Genomic DNA, 15,679 nt, shown 5'->3' on the forward strand with positions numbered 1-15,679 from the left:
TTATGACTCATGAATTTAAAAATATAATTGAGGAAGCTACTAAAGCTAAAATACATGGATTAAAATCTGTTTTGGCGTCGGTCGTAGATTTGGATGGGTCATCTTACAGACGCCCTGGAGTTAGAATGCTCATTCTTGAAAATGGAAACATGGTTGGAGCAGTAAGCGGTGGTTGTGTTGAAAAGGAAATTTTATTGCAATCTGAATCTGTTTTTAAAACTTCTAAACCTAAAATGATGACTTACGATGGTAGATATCGTTTGGGTTGTGAGGGTGTTTTATATATTCTGTTAGAAGAAGTCGCTTTTGATGAGGCTTTTGAGTCGTCTTTCTTTAAATGTTTGAATAAAAGGATATCGTTTGATATTATTTCTCGGTATGAAAAGAAAGCGGGATTTTATAAAGGTTTAGGGTCTGAAGTGAAAATTGGAGAAAATTATTTCTCTATTTCAAATAAAACCTCAAAAAATGCAGATAGCTTAATTTTTTGTCAAGTAATGCCCCCGTGTTTTAAATTAATAATCATTGGGGCGGAACATGATGCGGTGCAATTATGTAAATACGCATACTTAACGGGTTGGGAAGTGACTATCGTTGCAGGAGTTAAAGAGCATAAATCGATTAAAGAATTTCCAGGGGCTAATAAGTTTATGGCGTGCGCACCAGAGGATATAGATGTTACTAATGTTGATAATCAGACAGCTATTGTATTAATGACTCATAATTTTGCATACGACTTACGATTTTTGGTGGCTATAAATAAAACACAGCCTATTTATATTGGATTATTAGGTCCAAGCAAAAGAAGAGATGATTTATTATCTCAGTTTATAGAATATTGTCCAGACATATCAGATGAATTTTTAGAATCTGTTTATGGACCTGCTGGTCTTAATATAGGTTCAGAAACATCTCAGGAAATAGCGGTGTCTATTGTTTCAGAGATTTTATCGGTAGCTCGAAAAGAGGAGCCAATTTTTTTAAGTAAAAAAGCAGGTAGGATTCACTCAAAGGATTAAAAAATGTTATGTTTAACAAAACCCAAATGATAGCAACTGTAATTTTAGCGGCTGGTGCTTCAAAACGAATGGGAGTACCTAAGCAATTGTTAAAATGGGGTGATAGTACATTATTAGAGCATGCTATAGTTCAGGCTTTACAATTGAATACTATAGAGGTTATAGTGGTATTGGGGGCAAATTTTAATCGTATAAAACCACAAATAGAACATTATCCTATAACTATTTTAAATAATAAAAATTGGGAAGTAGGTTTAGGAAAATCTATTGCATTTGCTGTAGAATATCTAATAAAATCTAAACGTTCTATAGAAGGTGTTCTTATTACATTAGCTGACCAGCCATTTATAGAAAGCTCTTTTTTGAATCTTTTAATTGATGGTTTTTTGCCGAACAAAAGCCAAATTATAGCGACATTATATGAGGATGCAAAACAAGGAGTTCCTGTACTTTTTTGTAAAAAATACTTCAATGAATTATCTTATTTGAATGATGATATTGGTGCCAAAGTGCTTTTGGAAAAGCATGGAGTTGAGGTTAAAGTTTTCAAACCAAAAATAGAAAATATCGATATGGATTTTAAAATAGACTATAATTATTTCTACAATAAGAATTTCAAGAAGTAGTTTGTCTCTTTTTTAACTTAGTTAATTTAGATAATCATTTTGTTGGTTTTAACCTACTATTCTTTTTCACTTAAATATATGAGTAAATCTCCCATTAATAAAGCAAATACACCAGAATCGTTTAATGATTTAAAAATAAAAACGCCACCAACAAGTACAGCAGGGTTTGAAGCGTTGAAAGTGGCTTTTGGACATGCAATAAAATACATGAAACTTACAGATACATTTAAAATTTCCTTAAAAATGAATCAAAAAGGAGGTTTTGATTGTCCGGGTTGTGCATGGCCAGATCCAGATGATGAACGTTCTACATTGGGAGAATATTGTGAAAATGGTTTAAAAGCTATTGCAGAAGAGGCGCAAAATAAATTAGTTACGGCGGATTTTTTCTTAAAACATTCAGTAGATGAATTAGCAGGATTATCTGATTTTGAAATAGGAAAATCAGGACGTTTGGCTGAACCTATGTTTTTGGAGGAAGAAGCCACACATTATAAACCTATTTCTTGGAAAGATGCTTTTAATAAAGTTGGAAAACACTTAAATGCACTTTCTCATCCTGATGAAGCTGTATTTTATACTTCGGGAAGAACCACCAATGAAGCCGCTTTTTTATATCAATTGTTTGTTCGAGAGTTTGGAACGGCTAATTTACCTGATTGTTCCAATATGTGCCATGAAGCAAGTGGGGCTGCATTAAGTGAAACTTTAGGAGTGGGCAAAGGTTCTGTGGTTTTGGATGATTTGTATAAAGCAGATTTGGTTATGGTTATTGGGCAAAATCCCGCTACGAATCATCCTAGAATGTTATCAGCTTTAGAGAAATGTAAAAATAATGGTGGAAAAATTATAGCTATTAATCCGTTACCTGAAGCTGGGCTAATGAAGTTTACCAATCCGCAGAACCCCATAAAATTATTAACTGGCGGAACAAAACTTGCAGATGTATTTGTGCCCATCACTATTAATGGAGATGTAGCTTTTACCAAAGCGGTACTTCTTAAGTTATTAGAAAAAGAAGAAGCAGAAGGTCATGTTTTTGATAAAGCCTTTATTGAGAAGCATACATACGGGTATCAGGCTTTTGTGGATAATTTAAAAATGTATGATTTTAATGAGTGTTTAAAATTATCTGGAATTTCAAAAAATATTTTCGATGAAGCTTTTAATTTAATCCTTAATAGTGACAACATTATTATTTGTTGGGCTATGGGGTTAACGCAGCATGAAAATGCGGTTGATAATATTCGAGAATTAGTTAATTTATTATTATTGAAAGGGAGTATAGGAAAAGAGGGGGCTGGTACCTGTCCAGTTCGTGGACATTCTAATGTCCAAGGCGATAGAACGGTTGGTATCTGGGAAGCTGCTCCTCAAGCTTTTTTAGATAAAATAGAAGCTAAGTATGGATTTAAACCTACATCAAAACACGGTTATTCTGTTATTGATGCTATAAAAGCTATGAATGAAGGCAAAGCAAAAGTGTTTTTTGGACTAGGAGGTAATTTTATTTCAGCGGTACCAGATACCAATTATTCAGCAAAAGGATTGGCAAATTGTAATTTAACAGTTCATGTAAGCACAAAATTAAATCGCTCGCATTTAGTAACAGGAAAGGAAGCTTTGATTTTGCCTTGTTTAGGACGGTCAGAAAAAGATTTTCAAAAATCGGGACAGCAAATGCAAAGTGTAGAAAATTCTATGGGAGTTGTGTCTTCTACTAAAGGTGTTTTAGAGCCTTGTTCAAATTCGTTAAAGAGTGAGGTAGCTGTGGTTTGTAATATTGCCTATGCTACTTTAAAAGATAGAACAAAAATAAATTGGTTAAATTACGTAGATGATTATAGCTTGGTCCGAGAAGATATTCAGGAAGTGGTTGAAGGGTTTCAAGATTATAACCAACGATTAAATCAGCCTTCAGGATTTTATTTGCCAAATGGCGCCAGAAAAAGGAAGTTTAAAACTGCAACAGGAAAAGCTAATTTTTCTATAAATAAACTTCCTAATTGGAAACTTAAAGATTCTGAATTAATTATGATGACCATTCGTAGTCACGATCAATTCAATACGACAATTTATGGTTTGAATGATCGTTACCGGGGCGTTTTTAATGAAAGACGTATTATTTTTATGAATAGAGAAGATATAAAAGAGCGTGGTTTGCAAGAACAGCAGGTTGTTAATTTAAAATCGGAATTTAATGGGGTTGTTAGAAAAGCCAATCACTTTAAAGTGGTAGGTTATGATATTCCCAAAAACTGTTGTGCTACGTATTTTCCAGAAACCAATGTGTTAGTATCAATTGATAGTTATGCACACACTGCTAAAACACCAGCTTCTAAAAGTATTATTATAACTGTTTCAGTTGAATAGGATAAGCTGAGTTTTTCATATTTTAATTAGAGTTTTATTACAGATACTTATTTGTAGACCATGTAAATTTGTTAAATCTATAATAATACTTAGTTTTTTATAAATAACAAGCTTAATTCATATTAAAAACTAAGTATTTTTACTTATATTTGTGTGGTAAATAAGTAAAGATGAAAAAAATTGTTGTTGTGGGTAATGGTATGGTCGGTTATAAATTTTGTGAAAAATTTGTTTCTCAAACTAATTCAAAATCATTTAAGATTACAGTTTTTGGCGAAGAGCCTAGGCCTGCCTATGACCGTGTTCACTTAAGTGAGTATTTTGAAAACCAAGATGCTAAAGCTTTAGAAATGGCGTCAAGAGCTTGGTATGAAGAGCATGGAATTGAGTTGATTACTAATGAACGTATCACTCATATTCATCGGTCTTCAAAAAAAGTTTCAACGACTAAAGATTTGCATTATAAATACGATTACCTTGTTTTAGCAACAGGATCGTCTCCATTTGTGCCTAATATTCCTGGTATTGAAAAAAAAGGAGTTTTTGTATATAGAACCATTGAAGACTTAGAAGCTACATTAGCGTATGCTAAAAAAATTATAGGAAAAAGTAAAAAAGCAGTTAAAGCTGCAGTGCTTGGTGGCGGACTTTTGGGGTTAGAAGCAGCTAAGGCGGTTATGGATATGGGGTTTGAACCTCACGTTGTAGAATTTGCGTCTAAATTGATGCCAAGGCAATTGGATACAAGAGCAAGTAAAGTGCTTCAAGAAAAAATAGAGTCTTTAGGTATTCATGTGCACTTGTCTAAAGCTACCAATAAAATTCTTGGTAATGACGTTATTACGGGTATGGAATTTGGTGAGTATGATAAAATTGATGTAGAAATGTTGGTGGTTTCTGCTGGTATTAGGCCTCGTGATGAACTCGCAAAAACTTGTGATTTGAAAATGGGTGTTCGTGGAGGGATTATTGTTAATAATAGAATGCAGACTTCAGACCCTGAAATTTATGCTATTGGTGAAGTAGCGCTATATAATAATATGATTTATGGTTTGGTGGCACCTGGCTATGATATGGCGGGTGTAGCTGTTGATCAAATTGTTGGTGATTCTAAAGAAAGGATGTCTAGTGCTATTGATATGTCAACGAAGCTAAAATTAATAGGTGTAGATGTGGCAAGTTATGGAGAGCCTTTCATGCCCGTAGAAAAAGGGTATTCTATTATTTACGAAAATAAAACCAAAAACTTGTATAAACGAATTAATATTAGTCATGATGGAAAAAAACTTTTGGGAGGCATTTTAGTTGGAGATGCGTCAGATTATAATATGTTTCATCAAATATATCTAAACGGATTGCCAATTCCTGAAGATGCTGAGGAGTTGATTTTAGGAAGTAGGGGTGAAGGTGGTTCGTCTTTTGGAAGCGTGTTGGATATTCCAGATGCAGCTCAAGTGTGTTCTTGCGAAAGTGTAACCAAAGGGGATATCTGTTGTTTAATAAATGAAGGTGATTGTGATAATTTAGGTGATGTTATAGCAAAAACTAAAGCAACTACAGGCTGTGGTGGTTGTAAGCCCATGGTTGTAGATTTAGTGAACGAAACCCTCAAATCTCAAGGAAAGGAAGTTAAAGAAACCCTTTGTGAGCATTTTAGTTTTAACCGACAGGAATTATTTGATTTAATAAAAATTAATAAGGTTAAAGATTATGATGAGGCTTTGAATTTATTTGGTGAAGGCGATGGTTGTGAGGTTTGTAAACCCGCCTTGGCGTCTATCTTTGCTACTATAACAATGGAAACACCTAATAAACAAGTGGCTATTCAGGATACAAATGATCGGTTTTTAGCAAATATTCAACGTAACGGAACGTATTCGGTAGTGCCCAGAATTGCAGGAGGGGAAATTACGCCAGATAAATTAATAGTTATTGGTCAAGTAGCTAAGAAGTATGATTTGTACACTAAAGTAACTGGTGGTCAGCGTATCGATTTGTTTGGTGCACAACTGCATGAGTTGCCATTAATATGGAAAGAATTGATTGATGCTGGTTTTGAAAGCGGACATGCCTACGGAAAATCATTACGTACTGTTAAAAGCTGTGTTGGTTCAACTTGGTGTCGTTATGGTATGCATGAAAGTGTCACTTTTGCAATCGAAATTGAAGATCGTTATAAAGGGTTGCGCTCACCTCATAAATTAAAAGGAGGTGTTTCAGGTTGTATTCGTGAATGTGCTGAGGCTAGAGGAAAGGATTTTGGGTTGATAGCTGTTGATGGCGGATGGAATTTATATGTCTGTGGAAATGGTGGAGCAACACCTAAGCATGCCGTGCTTTTTGCCGAACAATTGGATGACGAAACAGTTGTTAAATATTTAGATAGATTTTTAATGTTCTATATACGTACAGCAGGGCCACTGGTAAGAACAGCACCGTGGTTGGATAAACTTGAGGGAGGTATAGAGTATTTAAAACAAGTGGTTATTGAGGATTCTTTAGGGATTGCTGAAGAATTAGAAGAAGAAATGAAAGGACTTATTAATAAGTATGAATGTGAATGGAAACAAGCTATTGAAAACCCCGAAATGATGAAGCGCTTTAAGCATTTTGTTAATTCCGATGATACGGACGATAACTTGGTATTTGTACCGATGCGTGATCAAAAAATGCCAAAAGCTTGGAATTAAATACTGTGAAAACACAGGAATTGAAAGCTAGCCTGTTGCATGTGATAGGCTGCAGTTTAAAATAAAAACTAAATAAGTTAAGATAAACATTCTATAACAATGCAAAATATAATAGAACAATATAAATCGGTTTCAGAAGTCAATGTTACAACATGGTTCGAGGTTGGGGAAGTTAGTGATTTTCCTAAAAATTCAGGTGCTTGTATAAAATATAAAACCAAGCAGATTGCTGTTTATAATTTTGCGAGAAAAAATTCATGGTATGCTTGTCAGAATTTATGCCCTCATAAAATGGAGATGGTTTTATCATTAGGAATGATTGGGGATAAGGATGGAGTAGCAAAAGTAGCTTGTCCAATGCATAAAAAGAATTTTTCGTTGAAGGATGGTTCAAATTTAGCAGGAGATGATTTAAAAATAGCAGTTTATCCAGTTAAAATTAAAGATGGAAATGTGTATATTGGCTTTGAAGATTAACATTTAAAATCAATGACCATGAAGCCAACAAAATTTGAAAGTGCTATTATATTAATAGATCAAAAAAATTCAGAAGACATCAATACCTATAGTGTATACGGAATTGATTACTCTAAAGAATTATTATACTCACATAGGATGTCTCAAAAACTATTACAGTTTGAGCCAGAAGCTTCGGAAGCATTGCAAATTGCAGCACGTGCTCAACATATTTGCAGATGGAAAATAGCTAGGAATGAATATCCTATGGATAGAGTGGGCTATTTAAAATGGCGAGAAACCTTAAAGAAAATGCATGCCGATATTACTGCCGAAATTTTGGAACAAGTGGGTTATGATTCTGAATTTATTGAACGTGTATCCTTTTTAATTAATAAAAAATTGATTAAAAAAGATGAAGGCAGCCAAACTATTGAAGATGTTATTTGTTTGGTTTTTTTAGAATTTTATTTTGAAGACTTTGCTGCAAAGCATTCAGAAGAAAAAATAATTGATATTCTTCAAAAAACATGGAAAAAAATGTCTGAAAAAGGACATGCTGAAGCGTTAAAATTAAGTTATTCAGATACAGATTTAGAATTGATAAAAAAAGCATTAGCTTAAAAGTTTTTCATACATGAGTAGTAAAGGCAATTCATTAGATCAACGTACTTTTAAAAAATTAAGAAAGTTGTATATCATTGCCTTAAGTGCTATTGCACTAACTGTAATTACAAGTCAAATATTTGTTAGAAAGTATCTCAACAATCAGCAAAGTGACTCTTCTGTTATAAATGTAGCAGGAAGGCAGCGGATGTTAAGTCAAAAATTAACTAAAGAAATTCTGTTGTTTTCATTGGCTACTTCAAAAGAAAATAAATTAGAACTTAAAGATAAATTAAAAGAAACTTTGTTTTTGTGGGGTGTATCGCATCGTGCGCTTCAAAACGGGAATGATAGTTTGGGGTTACCAGGTAATAATAGTATGGTTATTACTGACATGTTCAGTAAATTAAACCCTGTTTTTAATACGATTAATGAGTCTACAAAAAAAATAATTGTAGCAATTGAAAAAAATCCATCTATTTCTTTAAATGCTTTGCGAGATGATTTTGAAAAAGTGATTCAAAGTGAGGATGATTTTTTAAGGATAATGGATCAGATTGTGAATCAATATGATTTGGAGGCTGATGCCAAAGTGAGTTGGCTAAGAAAGTTGGAAATGTTTTTAATGTTTTTAACTTTATTTATTTTATTAGCAGAATTATTATTTGTGTTTTGGCCTACAGCTGTGGCAGTTAAAAATAGTTTGGCTGAATTATTAGCAGCTGAAAAAAGAGCTAAAAAAATGGCTTTTGATGCGGATGTTCTGAGTGCAGCAAAAGAAAAATCTGTTAAAGAATTAAGAGCTTTAAGTCATGCTATGGATGAGACTTTGCTGTTTGCGCGTATTCATGCTAATGGCACTATTGTTCATATGGGGAATAAGTTTTCAAGATTATTTAAGTTTAGTAAATTTAATTTAAGCTTAAATTTTGCAGAGGTGCTTTCTTCCAATGAAAAAGAACAATTAGTTATCGAGAATTTAATAACTAATTATAAAAATACAGGGTGGCAAGGCGAAGTAAAAGCACTAACGAAAGATGGAAAAGATGTTTGGTTAGAAATGGCTATTATTCCATTCAATCCTTCAGATGATAAATCTGAATTGTTAATTATTGCATCAGAAATAACCGATAGAAAAGAAGCGCAGTTGGAAATTGAGCGTCTCATTAAAGAAAGTTTTGAGGAAAAAATGAGTCAGCAAAAAATTATTTCCAGTAAAATTATTGAAAATCAAGAAAATGAGCAAAATCGTATAGCTAAAGATGTGCATGATGGTATTGGTCAAATGTTAACGGGATTAAAATACAATTTAGAAAGTATTGATATTAAAGATATTGATAAAACAGCTGTTAAAATTGAGCATTTAAAAGAGTTAACGTCAAATATTATAAAAGGTGTGCGTACCGCAACGTTTAATTTGACTCCTCCTGAGCTTTCAGATCATGGTATTGTTCCGGCGTTAGCAAAATTGACTAAGGAATTGGCCAAGCTTACAGGGAAAAACATTATACTTTTTAATAAGAATGATTTTAATAAAAGGTTAGACTCACTTATTGAAATTAATATTTATAGAATTGTTCAAGAAGCTATTAATAACGCAATAAAATATGCAGAATCTGACCATATTATTGTGTCAATTTCCAGTAGTAGAAATATACTTAGTATTGTAATTGATGATAATGGAAAAGGGTTTGATCCAAGTAAAATTACAAACGTTAAGAATGGTGATGGTGGTATGGGAATGACTTTTATGAATGAACGCATAAAATATATTGATGGACGATTTTTTTTAAATTCAGAGATTAATAAAGGTACAAGAGTTACTTTAAATGTTCCAATTGCCGAAGATAAAGTAAGTAGTGTTACTTAATTTTTAATATATTTACACTATAAAATAAAATTGAAATGGATATTATAAAAGTAGTTTTAGCTGATGATCATGTTTTGGTAAGAGATGGTATTAAAGCACTTTTAGAGGATCAGTCTGGTATTCAGGTAATTGATGAGGCTTCCAATGGAAAAGAGGCTTTAGAAGTTATTCGTAACCGAAAACCAGATTTATTAATAGTTGATATTCGAATGCCTGAAATGAATGGTATTGAGGTTGTAGCTGAAATTACTAAAAACAATCTGGGAATAAAAGCACTTGTTCTTTCTATGCATGATTCAGAAGAATATGTAGTTAAAGCTATTGAAGCTGGCGCTGATGGATATTTGTTAAAAGGGGCGAGTAAAGATGAATTTTTAAAAGCTATTAATTCGATAGCTGCTGGCGGTAAGTATTTTACTGGCGATGTTTCAGCTATTATTATGAATCATTTTGTTTCAAATGGAAATTCATCTTCTGGGCATAATGTCACAAAAACAAAAAAAGAAGACCCGTTTAACCTTACTAAACGTGAAAAGCAAATTCTTAAATTGGTTCTACAATTAAAAAACAATAAGGATATTGCTGAGGAGCTTGATATTAGTAGAAGAACGGCGGAAGTGCACCGTTTTAATTTGATGAAAAAATTAGAGGTTAAAAATTTAATGGAGCTCACAAATAAATCTAAGGAGTTTCAATTAGTGTAAATATAAACGCTTTATTGTTATTAGATTACAGTATTAGTATTTTTTTTGGAAAGCATATTTATGTTTTCTAACATTCTTAAAATCTATTTATTCTTTATTTTATCAATTAACATGAATTTCTTAATCGCTTTTTGATAATTCTTTAAAATCATAAGCTTACAATTATTAATATAGTAATAATTAACAAATACTTATGTTGAATTGTGTTTTTTAAGTATAAATACTTAGTTTTGTAAGTATAAAAATACTTAATTATGAAAACAGTAACTTCAGAAAAGGCAACAAAATTAAATTTACTTGATTTAAAAAGTGTTTCAATCCGTACATTTTGGATAACGTCAATATCATTTTTCATGTGTTTCTTTGCATGGTTTGGTATTGTGCCGTTTATGCCAGATGTGGTTAAAGATTTAGGTTTAACACCAGATCAAAAATGGAATTCTATTATTTTGGCAGTATCAGGTACTGTTTTTGCACGTTTATTAATCGGTAAGTTATGTGATAAATATGGTCCTAGGCTGTGTTATACATGGCTATTAATTTTAGGTGCTGTTCCTGTTGTATTATGTGGATTAGTTCAAACTCCTCTTCAATTCTTAATTTGTAGATTGTTTATTGGGTTTATTGGTGCATCTTTTGTGATTACTCAAGTACATACATCTTTAATGTTTGCATCTAACATTGTTGGAACGGCTAATGCAACTTCGGCAGGTTGGGGTAATTTAGGAGGTGGAGCTAACCGGCTGGGTATGCCGTTAATTGCAGCAGCGGTTATTGGTTTTGGTGTTGCAGAAGGAGATGCTTGGCGATATTCTATGGTGATTGCTGGTGTTATTTGTTTCGTTATGGGAGTTATTTATTACTTTTTTACTCAGGATACACCTGAAGGAAATTATAAAGAATTGAGAGAAGCTGGAGAAGTAGTTGGTAAAAAGAAAGATGCTGTATCTTTTGTGTCAGTTCTTAATGATTATAGAATTTGGATTTTATTTTTAGTTTATGCGGCAAGTTTTGGAATTGAATTGACAGTGTATGGTACTATGGATGATTATCTACAGAATACTTTTCAATTGGAAAGGCTTACGGCAGGTAACATTGTTTTGTCTTTTGCTTTAATGAATATTTTTGCGAGGACTTTAGGTGGTTTTTTTGGTGATATGTTTGGGAAGTTGAAAGGATTAAGAGGCCGTGTGTTGTTCTTGTCATTTATATTAACTTTACAAGGCATTATGCTTGTGAGTTTCTCTGTTGCAACAAATTTGTATTTAGGTGTTGTTTTATTGATTTTGTTTAGTTTGAGTGTACAAATGGCAGAAGGAGCAACTTTTTCAGTAGTGCCATTTATTAATAAAAAAGCCATTGGGTCGGTTTCAGGAATTGTTGGAGCAGGGGGTAATGTAGGGGCTTTTTTAGCTGCATTTTTACTGAAATCTAAATCAGCTTTAGCTGAAGAAACGGCTATTGTAGCTAACCAAGGTTTAGGGGAAGGTGTTATAAAAGCAGCACAATCTGCAGCAGCATCTATGGCGGTTTCTAATGGTTATTTTGCAATTGGACTGGTTGTTGTTTTTGTTGGTGTTATAGCTTTGGCAATTAAGTTTTCTACAGAAGATGAAGAGTTGGTTCGTGTAAAAATAAATAAAGAGATAGAAAGTGAGTTACAGCCTATACAGGTGAAAAGTTAAATTTTAAGTTGTTTAAGTGGATTTACTTTTAACATTGTGAATTTAGAAAAAATCAGAATAATTATTAAAGTCATACTTGTTTGGTGTTGTGAAAAATTTTTAATTAGTATAAAAAGGTATTCTAAATGTTGAAAAACGAAGTGAAATCAACCTGTTCTTATTGTGGTGTTGGTTGTGGAATTATTATAAAAAAGGACACTAACGACAATGTGCTTGTTGAAGGAGATAAGGAACACCCTGTAAATAAAGGGATGCTCTGCTCAAAGGGAATGAATTTACACTACGTAGTAAATGATAGGTCTGATAGAATACTATATCCAGAAATGCGTTGGAGCCGATCGCATCCTCGTGAGCGCGTTAGCTGGAACGATGCTTTAGAAAGAGCTGCCAGTGTCTTTAAAGCTATTATAAAAAAACATGGACCAGATAGTGTTGGATTTTATGTATCAGGACAAAGTTTAACAGAAGAGTATTATATAGCCAACAAGCTTACCAAAGGGTTTTTAGGAACTAATAACATCGATACAAATTCTAGGTTGTGTATGAGTTCAGCTGTGGTTGGTTATAAAAAAACATTTGGAGAAGATAGTGTGCCTATTTCGTATGAAGATATAGAACTAGCCGATTGTTTTCTTATTGCGGGAGCTAATCCGGCATGGTGTCATCCTATTTTGTTCAGAAGGTTAGAAAAGCACAAAGAGGATAACCCCGAAGTTAAAATTATAGTAGTAGATCCTCGAAAAACAGATTCTGCTAATTTTGCCGATTTACATTTGCAGCTTATTCCAGGAACCGATGTTGTTTTGTATAATGCTATTGGTAGACGTTTGTTTGAACGTGGATTGATAGATGATGACTTCATTAAAAATCATACAGAAGGATTTAAAGATTATAAAGAACAAATATTTTCAACATCTGTAAAACAAGCATCAAAAATATGTGGTGTTCCTGAAAAGGATATTCGAAAAGCAGCCGATATTATTGGGCTTTCAAAAGGCTTTATAAGCATGTGGGCTATGGGGTTGAATCAAAGCGCCGTTGGGACGGATAAAAACTTTGCGCTTTTAAATTTATCGCTTATTACAGGACAGGTAGGTAAACCAGGTTCGGGGCCATTTTCCTTAACTGGTCAACCTAATGCTATGGGGGGGCGAGAAGTAGGCGGTATGGCTAATTTATTAGCAGTTCATAAAGATTTATTTAATCCGGAGCACCGACGGGAAGTTGCCCAATTTTGGGGTGTGGATAAAATATCTGATAAGGCAGGGTATACGGCCACAGAAATGTTTGATGCACTTGAAAAAGGAAAATTGAAAGCAGTTTGGATTGTTTGTACAAATCCATTAGTAAGCATGCCTAACACGCATCAAATTGAAAGAGCCATGAAAAACGCTAAGTTTATTGTTGTTCAAGATATATCTCATAAATCTGATACAGCAGCTTATGCCGATTTACTATTGCCGGCAGCAGGGTGGTTAGAAAAAGAAGGAACCATGACCAATTCTGAGCGTAGAATTTCTTATTTACCACAAGAAGTAAGACCTCCTGGAGAAGCTAAAGCAGATGTGGAAATATTTTGTGAGTTTGCCAAAAAAATGGGTTTCAGAGGATTTAATTATAACAGTTCAGAAGAAATATATAATGAGTATTGTTCCATGACTAAAGGAACAAATATTGATGTGTCATATTTAAATTATGATAGATTAAAAAACGAGGGCACATTTCAGTGGCCAGTGCCAGATTACAGGCATTCTGGTACAAAACGCCTTTTTGAAGATAAAAAATTTTATACGCCATCGCAAAAAGCTATTTTTAATATTCCGAAAAGTATTGAAAACACATCACCTAAAACGAATGACAATTACCCATTAATCCTAACAACAGGACGTGTTAGGGATCAATGGCATACCATGACTAGAACAGGAAAAGTGTCTCGATTGAAAACGCATTACCCAACCCCTGTTTTGGAAATAAATCCGATTGATGCCCATATAAACAAGATAAAAAATGGTGACATCACAGAAATAAAAAGTCAAAATGGTGTAGTTAGAGTTCGTGCCAGTATTACAGATAATATTAAAGAAAGTGTGGTTTTTCTGCCGATGCATTGGGGTAAAAAATTGCAAAGTGATTTGAATCGTGCTAATAATTTAACCAACACGATAGTAGATCCACAATCTAAAGAGCCTGATTTTAAATATACAGCGGTTTCAGTTAAAAAATATAAAAAACCAGTTGAAAAAATTATAGTTGTAGGTGCTGGTGCAGCGGCTTTTAGGTTTATTCAAAATTACCGTGATTATAATGAAAAAGATGAAATTCATGTATTTTCAAAAGAACCAAATCTTTTTTATAATCGTGTTTTGTTACCAGAATATGTCACTGAAGAGTTAAGTTGGGAACAACTTCTCAAGATAAAAAAATTAGAATTAGATAAACTAAATATAAAATTATACCCAGAAAGCTATATAATTAAAATAGATAAGGAATCTAAAGTTGTAACAGACAGTAATACTAATCAGCATACGTTTGATAAACTAATTTTGGCTACAGGTAGTAGGGCTTTTGTACCAAAGGATGTTCAAATTGATCTTCCGGGACGATTTACTATGCGAGATAAAAGTGATGCAGATCGTTTTAAAGCATATTTAGATGCTACCAATTTACCTCCAGAACAACAACATGTTGTTATAGTGGGTGGTGGACTGCTTGGTTTAGAATTGGCAGCGGCTATGAAGCATAAAAATGTAAAAATTACCATTATACAACGGGCCTCTCGACTTATGGAGCGTCAATTAGATGCGGTGTCGAGTAAATTGTTGGCGTTGGACGTTCAAGAAAGAGGGATTCAAATTTATTTTGATAACGAAGTGAGTACGGTATTTGATGATGAAGACACAAGGGAATTAAATATTACATTAAAAAGTGGCCGGTTTATTACGGCTCACGCAATAGTATATGCCATTGGGACGGTTCCAAATATTGAAATAGCCAGAGAAAATGGTATTCGCTGTGGTAGGGGAGTTAAAGTAAATCAGCATTTACAATCATCGCATCCAGATATTTTCGCTATGGGTGAAATTGCTGAATATAATGATCAGTTATTTGGAATAACATCAGCGGCAGAAGAGCAGGCTAATGTGTTGGCAAATTATATTGCAGGAGATATCAGTTGTGCATATAATGGTTCTGTTTTAATGAATATATTGAAGTTTAACGACCTTAATTTGTGTAGTATTGGAGATATTGTAGTGCCTGAAAACGATGATAGCTATCAGGAAGTGATTTTTACAGATATTTCTAAACGCTACTATAAAAAATGCATAGTTAAGGATGATTTGTTGGTTGGTGCTGTTTTAATGGGGGATAAGAATGAATTTGCTGAATTTAAAAATATGATTGAAAGCAAAATTGAAATGTCCGACAAGCGAAATACTTTGTTGCGTGGTGCTTCCAATGATAAGCCAGTTATGGGTAAGCTGGTTTGTTCTTGTAGTCAAGTAGGAGCAGGTAATATTGAAGAGGTTGTAAAGGCTGGTTGTTCTGATTTTACAGAACTTTGCAATAAAACTGGAGCTGGATTAGGCTGCGGAAGCTGTAAGACTGAAGTAAGGGAAATACTTAATAACACAAAAGTATTAGTGTAACTT

10 protein-coding genes are annotated in these 15,679 nt (G+C 33.3%); all 10 read left to right on the plus strand.

Annotated features, from left to right (window positions below; translation table 11 throughout):
• Positions 1-2 precede the first annotated feature (2 nt).
• A complete protein-coding gene (locus APS56_RS00885) occupies positions 3-1,019 on the plus strand; it encodes an XdhC family protein (RefSeq protein ID WP_054723899.1) in 1,017 nt (338 codons plus the stop codon).
• A gap of 26 nt (positions 1,020-1,045) precedes the next feature.
• Positions 1,046-1,645, plus strand: coding sequence for a nucleotidyltransferase family protein (locus tag APS56_RS00890; protein WP_054723901.1), 600 nt, complete (start codon positions 1,046-1,048; stop codon positions 1,643-1,645).
• Positions 1,646-1,723: 78 nt separating this feature from the next.
• Positions 1,724-4,018, plus strand: coding sequence for an FdhF/YdeP family oxidoreductase (locus APS56_RS00895; RefSeq protein WP_054723903.1), 2,295 nt, complete (start codon positions 1,724-1,726; stop codon positions 4,016-4,018).
• A gap of 170 nt (positions 4,019-4,188) precedes the next feature.
• Entirely contained in the window at positions 4,189-6,708 is a 2,520-nt protein-coding gene (nirB, locus tag APS56_RS00900) for a nitrite reductase large subunit NirB (RefSeq protein WP_054723905.1), read from the plus strand.
• 99 nt (positions 6,709-6,807) lie between these two features.
• Complete coding sequence (gene nirD / locus APS56_RS00905) at positions 6,808-7,185, plus strand: nitrite reductase small subunit NirD (RefSeq protein ID WP_054723907.1); 378 nt, start codon at positions 6,808-6,810, stop codon at positions 7,183-7,185.
• Between the two features lie 18 nt (positions 7,186-7,203).
• Positions 7,204-7,788 (plus strand): DUF4202 domain-containing protein, encoded by a 585-nt coding sequence (locus APS56_RS00910; protein ID WP_054731047.1) that lies wholly within the window; start codon positions 7,204-7,206, stop codon positions 7,786-7,788.
• A gap of 13 nt (positions 7,789-7,801) precedes the next feature.
• Positions 7,802-9,640, plus strand: a complete 1,839-nt coding sequence (locus APS56_RS00915) for a sensor histidine kinase (RefSeq protein WP_054723909.1) — start codon at positions 7,802-7,804, stop codon at positions 9,638-9,640.
• Between the two features lie 35 nt (positions 9,641-9,675).
• Positions 9,676-10,344 (plus strand): response regulator transcription factor, encoded by a 669-nt coding sequence (locus APS56_RS00920; RefSeq protein WP_054723911.1) that lies wholly within the window; start codon positions 9,676-9,678, stop codon positions 10,342-10,344.
• Between the two features lie 254 nt (positions 10,345-10,598).
• Positions 10,599-12,029: an MFS transporter gene (locus APS56_RS00925; RefSeq protein ID WP_054723913.1), complete on the plus strand. Its 1,431-nt coding sequence runs from the start codon at positions 10,599-10,601 to the stop codon at positions 12,027-12,029.
• Between the two features lie 125 nt (positions 12,030-12,154).
• Entirely contained in the window at positions 12,155-15,676 is a 3,522-nt protein-coding gene (locus tag APS56_RS00930) for a nitrate reductase (RefSeq protein WP_054723915.1), read from the plus strand.
• Positions 15,677-15,679 lie beyond the last annotated feature (3 nt).

This window comes from Pseudalgibacter alginicilyticus (assembly GCF_001310225.1).
Lineage (GTDB): Bacteria > Bacteroidota > Bacteroidia > Flavobacteriales > Flavobacteriaceae > Pseudalgibacter > Pseudalgibacter alginicilyticus.